The organism is Micromonospora cathayae (assembly GCF_028993575.1).
Classification (GTDB): Bacteria; Actinomycetota; Actinomycetes; order Mycobacteriales; family Micromonosporaceae; genus Micromonospora; species Micromonospora cathayae.
The window spans coordinates 298131-315503 of record NZ_CP118615.1 but is presented as its reverse complement, the minus strand read 5'-3'; the positions used below and the strand labels follow the sequence as shown (position 1 = coordinate 315503).

Annotated in this window: 18 protein-coding genes; 11 read left to right on the top strand and 7 right to left on the bottom strand. The window is 73.4% G+C overall.

All coding sequences use genetic code 11. From position 1 onward, the window contains the following. Nucleotides 1–25 precede the first annotated feature (25 nt). From PVK37_RS01455 to PVK37_RS01445, 3 genes are all read left to right on the top strand, one after another. Entirely contained in the window at nt 26–229 is a 204-nt protein-coding gene (locus PVK37_RS01455) for a cold-shock protein (RefSeq protein WP_067374184.1), read from the top strand. Nucleotides 230–435: 206 nt separating this feature from the next. Continuing rightward, nucleotides 436–1761, top strand: a complete 1326-nt coding sequence (locus PVK37_RS01450) for a DEAD/DEAH box helicase (RefSeq protein WP_275031859.1) — start codon at nt 436–438, stop codon at nt 1759–1761. Nucleotides 1762–2113: 352 nt separating this feature from the next. Beyond that, a complete protein-coding gene (locus PVK37_RS01445) occupies nt 2114–2311 on the top strand; it encodes a hypothetical protein (RefSeq protein ID WP_275031858.1) in 198 nt (65 codons plus the stop codon). Here the strand turns inward: PVK37_RS01445 and PVK37_RS01440 are convergent. The 4 genes from PVK37_RS01440 to PVK37_RS01425 are packed head-to-tail and all read right to left on the bottom strand — an operon-like array spanning nt 2304 to nt 5462. Next, entirely contained in the window at nt 2304–2747 is a 444-nt protein-coding gene (locus PVK37_RS01440) for an RrF2 family transcriptional regulator (protein WP_275031857.1), read from the bottom strand. The two genes, PVK37_RS01445 and PVK37_RS01440, sit on opposite strands and share 8 nt — an antisense overlap. A 3-nt stretch (nt 2748–2750) precedes the next feature. Continuing rightward, the gene (locus tag PVK37_RS01435; protein WP_275031856.1) at nt 2751–3635 is read right to left on the bottom strand and encodes an ABC transporter permease; all 885 of its coding nucleotides are present in this window, start codon (nt 3633–3635) and stop codon (nt 2751–2753) included. Then, the gene (locus PVK37_RS01430; RefSeq protein WP_275031854.1) at nt 3625–4404 is read right to left on the bottom strand and encodes an ABC transporter ATP-binding protein; all 780 of its coding nucleotides are present in this window, start codon (nt 4402–4404) and stop codon (nt 3625–3627) included. The genes PVK37_RS01435 and PVK37_RS01430 overlap by 11 nt, the downstream gene beginning before the upstream one ends. Beyond that, a complete protein-coding gene (locus PVK37_RS01425) occupies nt 4401–5462 on the bottom strand; it encodes an ABC transporter substrate-binding protein (protein WP_275031853.1) in 1062 nt (353 codons plus the stop codon). The genes PVK37_RS01430 and PVK37_RS01425 overlap by 4 nt, the downstream gene beginning before the upstream one ends. Nucleotides 5463–5692: 230 nt before the next feature. On the opposite strand from PVK37_RS01425, the gene PVK37_RS01420 reads away from it, so the two are divergent. From PVK37_RS01420 to nudC, 4 genes are read left to right on the top strand one after another with little or no spacing between them, the layout of a single operon-like run. Continuing rightward, complete coding sequence (locus tag PVK37_RS01420; RefSeq protein ID WP_275031852.1) at nt 5693–6814, top strand: LLM class flavin-dependent oxidoreductase; 1122 nt, start codon at nt 5693–5695, stop codon at nt 6812–6814. 9 nt (nt 6815–6823) lie between these two features. Then, nucleotides 6824–8134, top strand: coding sequence for a M16 family metallopeptidase (locus PVK37_RS01415; RefSeq protein ID WP_275031851.1), 1311 nt, complete (start codon nt 6824–6826; stop codon nt 8132–8134). Next, nucleotides 8131–9474, top strand: coding sequence for a M16 family metallopeptidase (locus tag PVK37_RS01410; RefSeq protein WP_275031850.1), 1344 nt, complete (start codon nt 8131–8133; stop codon nt 9472–9474). The genes PVK37_RS01415 and PVK37_RS01410 overlap by 4 nt, the downstream gene beginning before the upstream one ends. Beyond that, a complete protein-coding gene (nudC, locus tag PVK37_RS01405) occupies nt 9471–10526 on the top strand; it encodes an NAD(+) diphosphatase (protein ID WP_275031849.1) in 1056 nt (351 codons plus the stop codon). The genes PVK37_RS01410 and nudC overlap by 4 nt, the downstream gene beginning before the upstream one ends. A gap of 535 nt (nt 10527–11061) precedes the next feature. Here nudC and PVK37_RS01400 read toward each other — a convergent pair. Further along, a complete protein-coding gene (locus PVK37_RS01400) occupies nt 11062–11301 on the bottom strand; it encodes a DUF397 domain-containing protein (protein WP_275031848.1) in 240 nt (79 codons plus the stop codon). Nucleotides 11302–11370: 69 nt separating this feature from the next. Further along, a complete protein-coding gene (locus tag PVK37_RS01395; protein ID WP_275031847.1) occupies nt 11371–12336 on the bottom strand; it encodes a helix-turn-helix domain-containing protein in 966 nt (321 codons plus the stop codon). A 212-nt stretch (nt 12337–12548) separates the two neighbouring features. Between PVK37_RS01395 and PVK37_RS01390 the strand changes: the two genes are divergently transcribed. After that, the gene (locus tag PVK37_RS01390; protein ID WP_275031846.1) at nt 12549–13823 is read left to right on the top strand and encodes an MFS transporter; all 1275 of its coding nucleotides are present in this window, start codon (nt 12549–12551) and stop codon (nt 13821–13823) included. A 22-nt stretch (nt 13824–13845) separates the two neighbouring features. Here PVK37_RS01390 and PVK37_RS01385 read toward each other — a convergent pair whose 3' ends face one another. Continuing rightward, on the bottom strand, nt 13846–14091 hold the full coding sequence (locus PVK37_RS01385) for a mycoredoxin (protein ID WP_275031845.1): 246 nt from the start codon (nt 14089–14091) through the stop codon (nt 13846–13848). A 100-nt stretch (nt 14092–14191) separates the two neighbouring features. Between PVK37_RS01385 and PVK37_RS01380 the strand changes: the two genes are divergently transcribed. The 3 genes from PVK37_RS01380 to PVK37_RS01370 all read left to right on the top strand — a co-directional run bounded on the left by PVK37_RS01380 (nt 14192) and on the right by PVK37_RS01370 (nt 17243). Beyond that, on the top strand, nt 14192–16360 hold the full coding sequence (locus tag PVK37_RS01380) for an ATP-dependent DNA helicase UvrD2 (RefSeq protein WP_275031844.1): 2169 nt from the start codon (nt 14192–14194) through the stop codon (nt 16358–16360). Between the two features lie 124 nt (nt 16361–16484). Then, nucleotides 16485–16745, top strand: coding sequence for a hypothetical protein (locus PVK37_RS01375; RefSeq protein WP_275031843.1), 261 nt, complete (start codon nt 16485–16487; stop codon nt 16743–16745). 132 nt (nt 16746–16877) lie between these two features. Next, a complete protein-coding gene (locus tag PVK37_RS01370) occupies nt 16878–17243 on the top strand; it encodes a WhiB family transcriptional regulator (RefSeq protein WP_145836842.1) in 366 nt (121 codons plus the stop codon). The last annotated feature ends 130 nt before the right edge of the window (nt 17244–17373 follow it).

The following is a 17373-nucleotide window of genomic DNA, read 5'->3' as shown; positions in this document are numbered from 1 at the left end:
ACGTTCCGTCAAGGAGACGAAACAAATGGCAATTGGCACCGTCAAGTGGTTCAACGCCGACAAGGGCTTCGGCTTCATCACCCCGGACGGCGGCGGCGCGGACGTCTTCGCCCACTTCTCGGCGATCCAGACCTCCGGCTACCGCAGCCTGGACGAGAACCAGCGGGTCGAGTTCGAGGTGACCCAGGGCCAGAAGGGCCCGCAGGCGGAGAACATCCGTCCGCTCTGATCCTTCGGGATCCCGGTAACACCCATCGCACCCGCAACGGGTGTGGTGACGCGACCGGCCTGCAGCGCACACCGCGCGGGCCGGTCGCGTACCCCCTTCGGTTCGTGCTTGTGACCACCGGCTGCCCGCTGCGGCGACGCCTCCGGTGACAGCGCCGCTGGCCGGCGCCCTCCCTCGACACGTGCCGCGTCGAGGAAGGCTTTGCCATGACCACTGTCCTACCGTCGTTCGCCGACATCGGCCTGCGCCCCGAACTGCTCGCCGAACTCGCCGTGCAGGGCATCGACCGGCCGTTCCCGATCCAGGCGGCGACCCTGCCCGACTCGCTCGCCGGGCGGGACGTGCTCGGCCGGGGCCGGACCGGCTCCGGCAAGACCCTGGCCTTCGGGTTGCCGGTGCTGCACCGTACCGCCGGTCGCCGGGCCCGCGCCGGCCGTCCGCTGGCCCTCGTCCTGGTGCCCACCCGCGAACTGGCCCAGCAGGTCACCGACGCGCTCACCCCGTACGCCCGGGCGCTCGGGCTGCGCTGCGCGACCGTGGTCGGCGGGCTGTCCCTGCAACGCCAGGCGGACGCCCTGCGGGCCGGGGCCGAACTGGTGGTCGCCACCCCGGGCCGGCTGCACGACCTGATCAACCGGGGGGACGCCCGGCTGGACCAGGTGGCGGTCACCGTGCTGGACGAGGCCGACCAGATGGCCGACATGGGCTTCCTGCCGCAGGTCACCAAGCTGCTGGAGCAGGTCGCCCCGGACGGGCAGCGGATGCTCTTCTCCGCCACCCTGGACGGCGGCGTCGACCGGCTGGTCCGTCGCTTCCTGACCAGCCCGGTCTCGCACTCGGTCGACCCGGGCACCGCTACGGTGACCGCGATGACCCACCACGTGCTGCACGTGGACGCGGCCGACAAGCCCGCCGCGCTCACCCAGATCGCCGCCCGCGAGGGCCGCACCATCCTGTTCATGGGTACGAAGCACCGGGCCGACCGGCTGGCCCGGCAACTGCTCGCCAAGGGGGTACGCGCGGCGGCCCTGCACGGCGGCAAGTCGCAGCCGCAGCGCACCCGGATCCTGGAGCAGTTCCGTACCGGGCAGGTGACCACGCTGGTCGCCACCGACGTGGCGGCCCGGGGCATCCACGTGGACGGGCTGGACCTGGTGGTGAACGTGGACCCGCCGACCGAGGCGAAGGACTACCTGCACCGGGGCGGCCGGACCGCCCGGGCCGGCGAGTCCGGCACCGTGGTCACCCTGGTCCTGCCCGAGCAGCGGCGGGACGTCTCCCGGCTGATGGTCGTCGCGGGCATCACGCCGCACTCGGTCCAGGTACGCCCCGGTGACGAGGCCCTGGTACGGGTGACGGGTGCCCGGGAGCCGTCCGGCGTACCGGTGACCATCACCCCGCCGCCGGCTCCGGCCGCCCGGAGCACGTCCGGCGGCAGGTCCGGTGGCGGTGCCCCGGCCGCCGGTGGTGGCCGTGCCCCGCACCGTTCCTCGGGCCGCCCGCGCCGTCCGCGTCGCCCCCGCACCGTCTGACGGTCCTGCTCCGGGCCGGCCGGCCCATCCGGCCCTGATCCGGTGTCCGGCCGGCCCGATCTGTTCGGTGGCGCGTACCGGGCCGTTCGCCGGTCGGCATCGGCCGCACGGTCCGGGCTCGTTCGTTCCCGCCGTGCCGAACGAGCCGATGTCGGACCGGGACGGTAGGTTCCCTCACGTCACCATCGGACACGTCGCTGAGTCGGGGATCAGCAACGGCTGAGTCCGTTGGCCGACAGCGCCACGCGGCCGGGGGGCTGATCGTGTGCGTCAGGGGGGAGCGGGTCGGTGGGGGCCGACCCGCCTGACGAAACCGGGCCGATGGGGATCGGCCCGGTCGGGAGGGATTGCGATGGGGGTTCAGGCTGGAGCCGTACGCGAACTGCTGGTGGTGCTGGTGATGGCCGGGATCGGCCTGCTGCTCGCGCTACTGGCGGCGTTCGGTCCCTGGCATCCCGGGGCGGGCGACCGGCCGCCGGCCGTGGTGGTCGAGCTGCACAGCCCGGTACGGCCGGCGGACGGTCGAACGGTAGCCAACCCGGTCAACTGACCGGGGTCTCCCGGCCGGGGGCGGTCGACCGGCGTTCGGGGGTGAGCAGGTCGGCCAGCGTGGTCCGGTCGACCACCTGGGTGATCGCCCCCTGCACGGCGAGCCAGACGTCCCGTAGGCCGGTGGCGACGCCCTGGTAGCCGGCGACGTCCGCAGGCAGCCCGCGGACGGTGGTCAGGGTGCCGCCGACGGCGCGCAGCACGTCGCCGATGGTGATCTGGTCGGGTGGGCGGGTCAGGGTGTAGCCACCCTCCGTGCCGCGATGGCTGAGCAGCAGGTCGGCCCGGCGCAGGTCGAGCAGGATCCCGTGCAGCACGCTCAGCGGGATCTGCTGCGCCTCGGCCAGGACGGCGGCCTTGACCAGCTCGCCACCGCCGGTGTCGGCGATGGCGAGCACGGCACGGAGGGCGTAGTCGGCGCGGGCGGATACGTGCACGTGTCAGGTGCCCGCCTGGTCGAGGACGCCCCAGCGGCGGCGGATCGCCTTGTCGGCCGCGCCGAACGCGGCGTCGACGACCAGGCCGACGATCAGGATGACGATCATCGTGGCGAGCAGCCAGGGCGCGTCGGACAGCTCCCGGGAGTAGGTCAGCTGCGCGCCCAGCGAGGTCTGCGAGATACCCACCACGATCAGCTCCCCGGCCATCAGGCTGCGCCAGGAGAACGCCCAGCCCTGCTTGAGCCCGGCGACGATGGCCGGCAGCGCGGCCGGCGCGATCACGTACCGGTACAGGTTGAGCCCCCGGGCCCCGAGGTTGCGGCCGGCGCGCAGCAGCAGCGGCGGTACGTAGTCGACGCCGGCGATCACGCCGTTGGCGATGGACGGGGCGGCCCCGAGCACCACCACGAAGAAGATGGCCTTCTCGCTCAGCTCGAACAGCAGGATGGCCAGCGGGAACCAGGCGATCGACGGCATGGTCTGCAACGCCGTGATCATCGAGCCGATGGCCGCCCGGAGCACCGTGGAGCGGGCCACCGCCAGGCCGACCAGCAGGCCCACCGCGACCGAGAAGACGTACCCGACGGCGGCCCGGCGCAGCGTGGTCGCCATGCCGTCCCAGAGTTGCGGGCCGCTGGCCTGGCGGAGCAGTTCCTGGCCGACGGTGACCGGGCCGGGCAGCGAGTACTCGGGTTTCCAGCCGGTCCAGACCACCACCTGCCAGGCGCCGATGGCGATGGCGAGGGCGGCCAGCTTCGGCCAGGTGGCCGACCAGAGCCGGCTGGCCCGGGAGGCGGCCTTCTCCTGCCCGGCGATCTCCAGCGCGTCCAGGCCGGAGATCTCGGCGTCGGTCCGCTGGTCGCTGGTGAGGGTGTCACCGGCCATGGCGGCCCACCTCCGTACGGAGTCGGTCGGTGACCTCGGCGGCGATCGAGGCGACCTCGGGGGAGTCGATGCGCCGGGGCCGGGGCACGTCGACCCGGGTGGACCAGATGATCCGGCCGGGCCGGCTGGAGAGCAGGATGATCCGGTCGGCCAGCCGGGCCGCCTCGCGGACGTTGTGCGTCACGAAGATCACGGTGAGCTTCCGCTCGGACCAGATCCGTTCCAGCTCGTCGTGGAGGATGTCCCGGGTCATCGCGTCGAGCGCGCCGAACGGTTCGTCCATCAGCAGCACCGGGGTCTCCAGGGCGAGGGTGCGGGCCAGCGCGACCCGCTGCCGCATGCCGCCGGAGAGTTCGTGCGGGCGCTTGCGGCCGAAGTCGGCCAGGTGCACGGTGCGCAGCAGTTCGGCGACGCGGTCCCGGCGCTGGGACCGGGACAGGCCGCGCAGCTTCAGCGGCACCTCGACGTTGCCCTCCACGGTCAGCCAGGGGAAGAGGGCGGATTCCTGGAACATCAGCCCCGGGTTGACCCCGGGACCGAGGTCGATCTCGCCGCCGCTGACCCGGTCCAGGCCGGCGACCAGGTTGAGCAGGGTGCTCTTGCCGCAGCCGGACGCGCCGACGAGGCAGACGAACTCGCCCGGTTCGACGTCCAGGCTGACCCCGTCCAGGGCGAGGACGGCGCCGTCGCCGCGCCCGTACACCTTGGTCACGCCGCGCAGCGCGACCGCACCGGTCGCGCTGCGCGGGGTCGTCGTGGTCGACGTCACGGCTGGGTTACCTCGGGCTTGCCCTGGGCCTTGAGCACCTCGTTGAGGTACGTCAGGTCGTACAGCCCCTTGAGGTCGACCGGCTGGGTCAGCTCGACCGCGACGGCGTGGTCCAGCCCGGTCTTCAGCGACGAGGCGATCGGGTCGTTGGTGAACTCCAGGGTCGGCCACGCCTGCTTGATCAGCTTCAGGTCCAGCGGCTTGCCGGTGATCTTGCCGAGGTGGTCGGAGATGGCCTGCTGCGCCTCGTCCGGCTTGGTGTTGACGAAGTCGCTGGCGGCCACCTGCGCCTCGACCAGCTTCTTCACCACGTCCGGGTGTTCCTTCAGGAACTTGGTGCTGACGATCAGGTTGGTGATGACGAACTTGCGGTCCGGCCACAGGTCCCGCTCGTCGACCAGCACCTTGCCGCCGGCGTTGACCAGCCGGGAGACGAACGGCTCGGGCACCCACGCGCCGTCGATCGCACCGCTGCTGAAGGTCTCGACGGTCTGCGCGTTCTCCTGCGGGACGATCTTGACGTCGCCGCCGCCCTCCTTGGTGGTGGCGATGCCCTTCTCCTTGAGCCAGAACCGCAGCGCGACGTCCTGGGTGTTGCCGAGCTGCGGGGTGGCGATCTTCTTGCCCTTGAGCTGCTCGACCGAGGTGATCTCGGGCTTGACGACCAGCGCCACGCCGCCGGAGGCCGCGCCGGAGATGACCCGGACCGCCTCGCCCTTGCTCTTGGAGTGGGCGTTGACCGTCGGGTTCGGACCGATGTACGTGGCGTCCAGCGCGCCGGAGAAGATCGCCTCGATGGCGGCCGGGCCGGCGTTGAACGTCTTGGTCTCCAGCTTGACGTCCGAGCCGAGCTTCTCCTCGAAGATGCCCTTCTCGACGCCGACCACGGCCGGGGCGTGGGTGATGTTGGGGAAGTAGCCGAGACGCAGCGTCGTCGGCCCGGAGGAGCCACCGGCCGCGCCCGCGTCGTCCTCGCCGCCGCAGGCGGCCAGGGTCGCCAGTCCGACGAGCGTCACGGCTGCCAGGGACAACGCCCGACGGTAGGGGTGCCGTCTCATCCTCATCATCCAATCCTCTTTATTCCTACTTGGTTGGTAGGAAGAGTGGACTAGGGTCCGCGCAGCGTCAAGCGCCGACCGGATCGCGGGAAAGCGACATCAGGGCTATCCCGCTTTTCCTATCTCTTTGGTAGGTTAAGCGGACGCGGAACGGGCCCGCCCGGCGGTGACCCCGCCGGGGGACGACGGCCGTCCCGACGACCCCCACGACGACGAGGGAGCGCGGCACGATGACCTTCCACTGGTTCCTGCCCACCTCCGGCGACGGCCACCACGTCGGGGCCGCCACCGTCACCGCCGGCGCGGCCCGGCACGACCGGGCCGCCACCGTGGACTACCTCGCCCGGGTCGGCCGGGCCGCCGAGGAGTCCGGGTTCTCCGCCGCGCTCACCCCGGTCGGCTCCGGCTGCCCCGACCCGTGGATCGTCTGCGCCGCCGTCGCCCAGCACACCGCACGGCTCGGCCTGCTGGTCGCCGTCCGCGCCGGATTCGCCCTGCCCACGCTGATCGCCCAGCAGGCCGAGGCGTTCCAGGCGGTCTCCGGCGGCCGGCTGGCCCTCAACATCGTCACCGGCGGCGACCCCGCCGAGCAGCGCGCCTACGGCGACTTCCTCGACCACGACGCGCGCTACGCCCGCACCGACGAGTTCCTCCAGGTGCTCCGCCGGTCCTGGCGGGGCGCGCCGTTCGACTTCACCGGCGCGCACTACCAGGTGGCCGGCGGCGGGCTGACCACGCCGCTGGCCGACCCGCCGCCGGTCTACTTCGGCGGGGCCTCCCCGGCCGCCGAGGCGGTCGCCGCCCGGCACGCCGACGTGTACCTGATGTGGGGCGAGCCGCCGGCCGCCGTCGAAGCCCGGGTCACCCGGATCCGCCGGCTCGCCGCCGAACACGACCGCACCCTGCGCACCGGCATCCGGCTGCACGTCATCGCCCGGCCCACCGCCGCCGAAGCCTGGGCCGAGGCGGACCGGCTGCTGGCCGGGATGAGCCCGGAGCGGATCGCCGCCGCCCAGGCCCGGTTCGCCCGGATGGACTCGGTCGGCCAGGCCCGGATGACCGCGCTCAACGGCGGCCGGGCCGACGGGCTCACCGTCGCGCCGAACCTCTGGGCCGGCGTCGGCCTGGTCCGCGAGGGCGCGGGCACCGCGCTGGTCGGCAGCTACGCCGAGGTCGCCGCCCGGATCGACGAGTACGCCGACCTCGGCGTCGACGAGTTCGTCCTCTCCGGTTGGCCGCACCTGGAGGAGGCCCGGCGGATCGGCACCGAGGTGCTGCCCCTGGTGTCGCCACTGGTCGCGGCCGGCCGCCCCGGCGGTGGGGTCGGGCGCGCGGAGGTGCCGACGCGCTAGGGTCGACGGGTGGCGGCGCGGAGATCCAGAATTCCAGCGACGAAGTACCCGGTGGAACGCTTCACCCTCGACAACGGCCTGCGGGTGGTGCTCACCCCCGACCGCAGCGCACCGGTCATCGGGGTGGCCGTCGTCTACGACGTCGGCATCCGGTCCGAACCGGAAGGGCGCACCGGCTTCGCCCACCTCTTCGAGCACCTGATGTTCCAGGGCTCGGAGAACCTGGAGAAGCTGGCGCACTTCCGGCACGTGCAGGGCGCGGGTGGCACCTTCAACGGCTCCACCCACCTGGACTACACCGACTACTTCGAGACCCTGCCGAGCAACGCGCTGGAACGGGCCCTGTTCCTGGAGGCCGACCGGATGCGCGGCCCCCGGCTGACCGAGGAGAACCTGCGCAACCAGGTCGACGTGGTCAAGGAGGAGATCCGGGTCAACGTGCTGAACCGCCCGTACGGCGGTTTCCCCTGGCTGACCCTCTCCCCGGTCATGTTCGACACCTACCCGAACGCGCACGACGGGTACGGCTCCTTCGACGACCTGGAGTCCGCCACCGTCGACGAGGCGGTCGACTTCTTCCGCCGCTACTACGCCTGCGGCAACGCGGTGCTGGCGGTCAGCGGGGACGTCGACGTCGCCGAGGCCACCGAGCTGATCCGGCGGCACTTCGGCGACGTGGAGGCCCGACCGGCCCCGGTGCGCCCCGACTTCGGCGAACCCGACCTGACCGCCGAGCGCCGCCAGTCGTACACCGACCGGCTGGCCCCCATGCCGGCGGTGGCGAGCGCCTGGCGGGTGCCCGACCCGATCACCGACTTCACCACCTACCTGGCCTACGTGGTGCTCGCCGAGGTGCTCACCGACGGGGACGCGTCCCGGCTGGTCGAACGGCTGGTGCAGCGGGAGCGGACGGTCACCAGCATCGGCGGGTACCTCGGCTTCATGGGCGACCCGTTCGACGTCCGTGACCCGACCGCCCTGGTGCTCCAGACCCACCTGCCGCCCGGCGGCGACGTGGACAAGGTCCTGCGCACCGTCGACGAGGAGCTGGACCGGCTCGCCACCGACGGCCTGACCGACGGCGAACTGGCCCGTACCCAGGCCCGGATGGCGACCCACCTGCTGCGGGACACCGACGCGGTGCTCGGCCGGGCGCTGCGGATGGCCGTCCTGGAACAGCAGCGCGGCGAGCCCGGCCTGCTCAACGACCTGCCCCGGCTGGTCGGTGAGGTGACCGAGGAGCAGGTCCGCGCCGCCGCCGCCACCCTGCGGCCGGAGCGCCGCGCGTCGATCGAGGTCATTCCCGGAGGTGCCCGGTGACCACCCCGACCCTGCCCGCGCGGCGGGAACTGCCGCCGCTCGGCCCGATCACCCGGCTGAAGCTGCCCCGGCAGGCCGAACGGACGCTGCCCAACGGCCTCACCGTGATCGTGGTACGCCGGCCGGCGGTGCCGCTGGTCGAGGTACGGCTGGGGGTGCCGTTCGGGCGGGCCCACCTGGCCCGGGGCGCGCTGCTCGCGCAGACCCTGCTCGCCGGCACCGAGCGGATGTCGGCGCTGCGGATCGCCGCCGAGTTGCAGAAGGTGGGCGGCGGGCTGTCCGCCGGGGTCGACCCGGACCGGCTGATGCTGTCCGGGGTGGGCCTGGTCACCGGCCTGGACCGGATGCTGGAGATCATGGCCGACGTGCTGACCGGGGCGACGTACCCGGCCGACGAGGTCGCCACCGAACGGGCCCACCTGGTCGACCGGATCGAGATGGCCCAGAGCCAGCCGTCCCACCTGGCCCGGGTCGCGCTGCTGCGGCGGATCTACGGCCGCCACCCGTACGCCGTGCAGACCCCCCAGCCGGACCAGGTGCGCGCGGTCCGGCCGGCGGCGCTGCGTACCCTGCACGCCGAGCGGGTGCACCCGAACGGCGCGGTGCTGGTCCTGGTCGGCGACGTCCAGCCGGACCGGGCGCTGGACGCGGTCGAACGGGCGCTCGGCGGGTGGCGGGGCGACGGCCGGGAGGTGACCCTGCCGCCCACGCCGCCGCTGGAGCCGGGCCCGATCCGCCTGGTCGACCGGCCCGGGTCGGTGCAGTCGTCGCTGCGGATCGCCCTGCCGGCGGTCGGGCGCACCCACCCCGACCACGCCGCCCTGCAACTGGCGAACCTGGTCTTCGGCGGCTACTTCTCCTCCCGCTGGGTGGAGAACATCCGCGAGGACAAGGGCTACACGTACGGCCCGCACGCGATGGTGGAGCACTCGGCGGCCGGCTCGGTGCTGGTGGCCGGGGCCGACGTCGCCACCGAGGTCACCGGCCCGGCGCTGCTGGAGACGGTGTACGAGCTGGGTCGGCTGGCCTCGCTGCCGCCGGGGGAGGAGGAGTTGGAGCAGGCCCGCCGGTACGCCCTGGGCAGCCTCCAGCTCGGCATGTCCACCCAGGCCGGGCTCGCCTCGCTGACCAGCGCGTACGCCGGCAGCGGGCTGCGCCTGGACTTCCTCGCCGAGCACGCCGCCCGGTTGGCGAAGGCGACCGTCGAGGACGTCGCCGAGGCGGCGGCCCGGTACCTCGCACCCGCGCGGGCGGCCACTGTGGTGCTCGGTGACGCCGAGCGGATCGGTCCCGGTCTGGCGGTGCTCGCCCCGGTGGAGTCGGAACCGGCGTCGACATGAGCGGTACCGGCAGCGGTGGCTCCGCTGCGGCGGGCGACCGGGAGGCGGTCGGCGACGACCGCCTGCGGACCACGACGGCCCGGCTTCCGGAGCCGGGACCGGCGTACCCGTCCGGTCGTACCGACCCGCTGCCGCCGCTGGCCCGGGGCACCCTCGACCGGGCGGCGCACCGCCGGTCCGACCCGGACTGGCTGGCGGCGGCCTGGCAGCGGGCCCGGGTGCTGGTGGTGGACGTGGCGGGTGGGGGCCGGACGCTGGTGGTGGCCGACCGCACCCCGCCGGTACTGCGGCTGCTCGACCCGGTCGACGTGCCGGACGTGCCCCCGATGTTCCTCGGCGTCGACCCCGACGGGGTGCCGGTGTTCGCGGTGGACGCCGCTCTGCCGTCGGTGCCCGGTGCCCGGTCCGCCGGGGTACGGGAGATCGGGCATCTGCTCGACGACCGGGACGGCGGCCTGCTCGTCACCGCGTTGGCCCTGGCGAACTGGCATCTGCGGCACGGGTACTCGGCGGCCACCGGCGACCCGACCAGCCCGGACGAGGGCGGCTGGTCGAGGATCGACGCGCACGGCAGCCGGATGTGGCCCCGGACCGACCCGGCGATGATCGTCCTGGTGCACGACGGGGTTCCCGGGCCGGACGGCCGCTGCCTGCTCGGCAGCAACGTCGGCTGGCCGGCGGCGCCGGGCGGGCGGCGTTTCTCCTGCCTGGCCGGTTTCGTCGAGCCGGGCGAGTCGGCCGAGGCGGCGGTGGCCCGGGAGGTGGCCGAGGAGGTCGGGGTCACCGTGTCCGGGATCGGGTACGCCGGCAGCCAGCCGTGGCCGTTCCCGGGCTCGCTGATGCTGGGTTTCCTGGCCCGTGCCGATCCGGGGCAGCCGCTGCGGCTCGACCCGGTGGAGATCTCCGAGGCCCGGTGGTTCTCCCGCAGGGAGATCGCCGAGGCGCTCGCCGGCGGGGCGGTGGACGTGGGCGACGGTGCCCGGCTGTTGCTGCCGCCGCCGTTGTCGATCGCGCACTTCCTGCTGGACCGGTGGTTGACCCTGCCGGCCTGACCGCCGTCCCGGCCGTCCGGTCACTCCCGATCAGCACTCCGCCCGCGACCGTCGTTCCCCGACCGTGGTCCCCCGGACCCGACGGGCGTTGCCGGGTGGCGTCCCGGCCCGTGACCGTCGTTGCCGCGACGGTCACGGGCCGGGATCCGGCACCGTCGGGGTCGGCACTGCGCGGAGCGCGCGGCGGGGGAGGCCGGTCCGACCGGGACGGGCGTCGGTGTGGTCTCCGACGGCGTCCGGTGGGCCGGGTGGCGACGCGGTCGTCAGCGTCGTCCACTCTGACCGCGTCACCCGCCCGGACCACTGCTGTGGTCAGCACCACCCACCGGCCGGTCGGCCGGCGGTGAGCTGGAAGTTTCACGTGACTCTCGGCGTCATGTTACGCCGAGGCTTCGGCTCGGCAAGGAAAACCGGCAGGTCGGCACAGCGTATGGCTGATCGGTCGATGCCCGGTCGGCCGGCGGGTGATCGGGTACGGACGGCAGGGCCGCCGGTCCATGACTGGATGCCGGCGGCCCGTACGCGGTGCGGGTGCTCAGTGCAGGTCGAACTCCCCGCCGCGGGTGCCGGCGATGAAGTCCGCCCACGGTGTCCGGTCGAAGAAGAGCACCGGCCCGCTGCGGTCCTTGCTGTCCCGTAGCGCCACCGCCGCCGGGCCGGTACGCAGCGGCGCGACCTCGACGCAGTTGGACGTCTGGCTGCGCGAGCTGGTGCGCCACGCGGCGTCCGCCAGGTGCTCGACTGTGCCGGACGGGGTGTGGTGGATCTGGTTCATGGCTCTGCTCCTGGTCGGTGAACTCCGATGGGGGCGAGTGGCCCGCCAGCTACGGCACGGTGGAGACCGTCACCGCTCCGTCAGTCGTTCGGTTCGGCTGCGGCGTTGGGCCGGCGCCGTTGGCGACCCGTACGCCGCCGTGGCGGGTGCCGCCGCCTCGGTCGCCCGTTCCGCCGCGTCGATCAGCCAGGACAGGGAGTCCGATGGGGAGCGTGCCGCCGCGCACAGCCACTCGAAGACCATTTTATAGCGGTTCAGTGCTTTTGCCGCGTGTGACACGACGTCCGTGAAGCCGCCCTCGATCGCCAGGGTCTCCGGGTCCGCCGGGTCGGGGAAGCGGTAGAGCGAGAACGCGGTCGGGGGGAGGTACCACTCGCCGATGCTGGCGTCCCGGGGCAACACGTGGATCGTCACGTTCGGCGCCACGGCCAGCTCGCACAGCCTGGCGAGCTGCTCCCGGATCACCTCCGGCGGCCCGGCCCGACGACTCAGCGCACCCTCCTCCAGCACCGCTGTGTAGCGGGGCGCGTCGGCCGGCTGCAACAGCGCCTGCCGGGCCAGCCGGGCGTTGACCTCGGTCTCCACGGTCTGCGGGTCGGCGTCCTCATCGGCCAGTTGCGCGGAGACGATCCGGACCCGGGCGTACGCGGCGGTCTGGAGCAAACCCGGCACCAGGACCGGGCTGTACTCGCAGATCTCCGCACAGCCCGCCTCCAACTCGGCGTAGCTCCGTTGGTGTTCGGTCATCGCCCCGTACGATCTGAGCCAGGCTCGCATGTCGCCGGCCTCTAGGGTGATCGCGGTCAGTTCGGCGCGGATCGCGTCGTCCGCTCCGTAGAGGTCCAGCAGGTCGGAGACGTCCTGCGGGTCGGGGCGACTGCGGCCGTTCTCCAACCGGGACAGCTTGGACGCCGAGGCCCAGCCGACCCGTTCGATGACCTGTTCACCGGTGAGGCCGGACGCCTCACGCAGGCTGCGTAGTTCGGTGCCGAGCCGGCGTCGCCGCAGGATCGGGCTGGGTACGGCAGGAGGCACGGGTGTCCTCTTCTCCGTCGGGCCGCCGCAGACGCGACGGTAACTGTATGAAACTAGCCCCCCACGGCCAGTATGGACGGCGCGGCCGGCCCCCGACGCCCCCCGCCGGGCGTGTCTCGAAAAAGGAGGACCGGAACGGCGCCGACCAGCCCCGCGACCCGGTCGGGGATCCCCTGATCGGACACTTCCACCCCTTCGCCGGAAGGACCCTGATGCACACCGTCCTGCGCCGTCCCGACTTCCGACTCCTCTTCGGCGCGTTGTTGGCGAGCATGACCGCCGAGTCGATCCTGGTGCTCGCCCTGGCCATCTGGGTGAAGGACCTGACCGGCTCCGACGGGATGGCCGGCGCGGTGATCTTCGCGGTGGTCGCGCCGAAGACCCTCGCGCCGCTGATCGGCTGGGTCGTCGACCGGTACCGTCGCCGGCCCTTCTTCATCGCGGCCAACATCGTCGCCGCCGCGCTGCTCATCCCGCTGCTGACCGTCCGGACCGCCGCCGACGTGTGGGTGGTCTACCTGGTCGGCGCCTGCTACGGACTCTCCTCCATCGCGCTCAACGCCGCGCTCAGCGGGCTGATCCGCCACCTGGTCCCGGTCGGGCTGCTGGCCGAGGCGAACGCCGCCCGGCAGACCGTGCGGCAGGGGCTACGGCTGGGCGGACCACTCGTCGGGGCGGCCCTCTACGCCGCCGCCGGCGGCTGGGCGCTCACCGCGATCGGCATCGTCGGGTTCGTCACCGCCGCGGCCGTGGCCGGGCTGCTCCAGGTGGCCGAACCCGGTCCGGCGTCCCGGCTGGCCCGTACCCCGGCCGAACTGGGCGCCGGGTTACGACACCTGGCCGGCGAACCGGCGCTGCGCCGGGCCCTGCTCGGGTACGGGCTGGCCTCGCTGGTGATCGGCTTCACCGAGGCGCTGCTGTTCGCGTACGTCGAACGGGGCCTGGAACGCCCGACCGCCTTCGTCGGCGTCCTGTTCAGCGTGCAGGGGGTGGGCGGGCTGGTCGGCGCGCTGGTCTCCTCGACCGTGGTGCGCCGGGTCGGCGAGGTGGGCGCGCTCGCCGCCGGGGTGGGGCTGTTCGGGGCGGCGGCGCTCACCCTGACGTACCCGAGTCTGTGGCTCGCCGTGACCGCGCTGCTGCTGGCCGGGCTGTCCCTGCCGCTGACCACGGTCGGCCTGCACACGCTGGTCCAGCGGCGGACCGCGCCGGGGCTGATGGGCCGGGCCACCGCGGCCTCGGACGCCCTGGTCAGCGCGCCCCAGGCGGTCTCGATCGGCACCGGGGCGCTGCTGGTCGCGGTGCTGGACTACCGGCTGCTGTTCCTCTTCGTCGGGGTGGTGACCCTGGCCGCCGCCGGCTACCTGTGGCGGGGCCGTCGGTTCTCCCCGCCGCCGGGACGGCTGCCGGCCGTGCCCGCCCAGCGGCGGCCCCCGACCGGCCCCCGGGCCGACCACGAGGTCGTCGCCTCGACCCGCCGGGACGGGTGACGACCTCGTGGCCGACCGTCGTTCAGGCGCTGGGCAGGCTGGCGAGGTGCTGCTTGACCTGGGTGATGGAGGGGTTGGTCAGCGCGGAGCCGTCGGCGAAGCGCAGCGTCGGGACCGTCTGGTTGCCGCCGTTGACCTGCATCACGAACTCGGCCGCCGCCCGGTCCTGCTCGATGTCGACCACCTGGTACGCGATCCCCTCCCGGTCGAGCTGGGACTTCAGCCGGTGGCAGTAGCCGCACCACGGGGTGGAATACATCGTCAACATGGGTCAGATCCTCCATCGGTCATGCGTCGCGCGTCGGGCGGCTTCGATTCCGCCAGGCTATCCGCTGCAACGCCCGGGGAAGCTGGGATGATTCCTCGCTGTGGCGGTGTACTCGGCGGATCAGGTGCTGGCCGGGCTGGACCCTGAGCAACGGTCGGCGGTGACCGCGCCCGCCGGGCCGGTCTGCGTGCTGGCCGGCGCGGGCACCGGGAAGACCCGGGCGATCACCTCCCGGATCGCCCACCGGGCGCTGACCGGCGCGATCTCCCCCCGGCACGTGCTGGCGGTGACCTTCACCGCGCGGGCCGCCGCCGAGCTGCGGCACCGGCTCACCCAGCTCGGCGCGGGCGGCGTGCAGGCCCGCACGTTCCACGCCGCCGCCCTGCGCCAGGTGCGCTACTTCGCGCCCCGGCTGCTGCGCGGGCGGGCCATGCCGGAGCTGCTGGACAGCAAGGTCCGGCTGGTCACCCTGGCCGCCGCCCGGGTCGGCCTGCGGACCGACCGGGCGGCCGCCCGGGACCTGGCCGGCGAGATCGAGTGGGCGAAGTCGTCGCTGGTCGAGCCGGGGGAGTACGTGGTGGCGGCGGCGAAGGCGCTGCGCGAGACCCCGCACGAGCCGGCCCGGGTGGCCGAGGTGTTCGCCACGTACGAGACGGTCAAACGGGCCGGCGGGGTGATCGACTTCGAGGACGTGCTGCGCGCCGCGGTCTGGGGCATCGAGGAACACCCGGACGTCGCCGAGCAGGTCCGCGCCCAGTACCGGCACTTCGTGGTCGACGAGTACCAGGACGTCAACCCGTTGCAGCAGCGGCTGCTGGAAGCCTGGCTCGGCGGCCGGGACGACCTGACCGTGGTCGGCGACGCCAGCCAGACCATCTACTCGTTCACCGGGGCCACCTCGGCGTACCTGGTGGACTTCCCGCGCCGGCACCGGGACGCCACCGTGGTCCGACTGGTCCGCGACTACCGCTCCACGCCCCAGGTGGTGGGGCTGGCGAACGCGGTGATCGGCCAGGCCCGGGGCACCGAGGCCCGGCTCCGGCTGGAACTGGTCGGGCAGCGCCCGGCCGGCCCGGAACCGGATCTGCGGATCTTCACCGACGAGCCGGCCGAGGCCACCGCGGTCGCCGCGCGCTGCCGGCAGCTCGTCGCCGCCGGCACCCCGCCCCGGGAGATCGCCGTGCTGTTCCGCACCAACGCGCAGTCCGAGGCGTACGAGAAGGCGCTCGCCGAGGCCGAGGTGCCGTACGTGGTGCAGGGCGCGGAGCGGTTCTTCGAACGGCCCGAGGTACGGCAGGCGATGGTGGCGCTGCGGTCCGCCACCCGCTCGATCCCCGGGGAGACCCCGCTGCCGGCCGCCGTGGTGGAGGCGCTGGCCGCGGTCGCCTGGACCCCGGACGCGCCCCCGGCCGGCGGGGCGGCCCGGGAACGCTGGGAGGCCCTCGCCGCCCTGCTCCAGCTCGCCGAGGAGTACGCGGCCACCCCGACCGTGGTGCCGATCGGCGAGGCGGCGGCGGTCGAGCGGCCGGTCACCCTGGCCGACTTCACCGACGAGCTGCACCGGCGGGCCGCCCAGCAGCACGTGCCCACGGTCGACGGGGTCACCCTGGCCTCCCTGCACTCCGCGAAGGGCCTGGAGTGGGACGCCGTCTTCCTGGTCGGGCTCGCCGAGGGGACGCTGCCCACCGGCTACGCGAAGACCGCCGAGCAGGTGGAGGAGGAACGGCGGCTGCTCTACGTCGGGATCACCCGGGCCCGGGAGTGGCTGTGGCTGTCGTACGCCTCGGCCCGGTCCCCGGGCGGGCGGCCCCGGCGGCCGTCGCGGTTCCTGCCGCAGTTCGACCGCTCCGGCGGCGGCACCGAGCGGGCCGGGGCCGGGGCCGGCCCGGTCCAGCGGGGCGAGCGACGGCGACGCAACCTGGTGGTCTCCTGCCGGGTCTGCGGGGCGACCCTGCTCGCCGGGGTCGACCGCAAGCTCGGCCGCTGCCCGACCTGCCCGTCCGACCTCGACGACGAGCTGCTGGAGCGGCTGCGGGACTGGCGGCAGCGGGTGGCCGGGGCGCAGAAGGTCCCCGCGTACGTGGTGTTCACCGACGCGACCCTGACCGCGCTGGCCGAGCGGCGACCCGGTCGCCCCGAGGAATTGATCGCCATCGCCGGTATCGGCCCCCGCAAGCTGGGCCTCTACGGCGAGTCCGTGCTGGCCCTGGTGGGTGGCGCGGCGGTGGACGACGTCTGCTCAGAGAAAAGTTTGGAAAACCCGTCGTAATTCGTTTGCCCTCCCCTGGTAGCGAGGAATAGCCTCAGGACACACCTCGCGAGCCGAGCCATCTTGGCTGCTCACGAGGGTGAGACCGAGCCGATCACGAGAGAACGTCAAGGAGGTGGCCCCGATGGAGACCTACATCTACGAGCGTCCGGCGGTGCTGCCGAATGGCGTCGCTCCGTTGTCGGCTGTCCGGGTCGCCCCGGTCGCCGGGCTCCCGATTCCGCAGGTGCACCAGCTCCAGGATCAGGCCGAGCTGATCCTGGCCGCCGCGCCGAACGGAATCGAGGGGACCAGTGGCTTCACGGGCAAGGGCGTCGACACCACCACCGCCATGAAGCGGCGGCTGGACGTCCGCGGTGTTCCACCTCGAGGGAGACCGGTCTGATCTCATCAGACCACCGGCTCACCTCGAGGCCGCGGAACCCGCTACCGGGATCCGCGGCCTCAGTTTTTGTCCCGCCGAGTTTTGTCGGAAACACGATCCACGAGATCGATGTGAGAGAGAGGTGACCGGGCGATGAGTCTGGCGTTGGCTCCCCTCGACGCGAACGTCGAGTTGGAGGCGAACCTGCCCTGCCGGAAGTTCGACCCCGACCTGTGGTTCTCCGACTCGCCCACCGAGCTGGAGCTGGCCAAGTCGCTCTGCGGGGACTGCCCGCTGCGTGTCGAGTGCCTGGCCGGTGCGGTCGAGCGGGCCGAGCCCTGGGGCGTCTGGGGCGGCGAGATCTTCGAGCGTGGCGCGGTCGTCCCGCGCAAGCGGCCCCGGGGCCGCCCGCGCAAGGAGGACGTCGCCCGGGACGCCGCCCTGCGGGTCGAGGCCGAGGCGCGACTGGCGGCCAGTGGGCTGGCCACGTCCCGCAACACGGTCCGGCTGGCGGCCTGACATGAACCCGAACCACGGCAACCCCGGTGCCGCCCCGGCACCGACCACGAACCTGCACGTCCTGAACGGAGTCACCGCGATGCAACTACTCCACGAAGCGTTGTCCCGGGCCCGAATGCCCCGGCCTCAG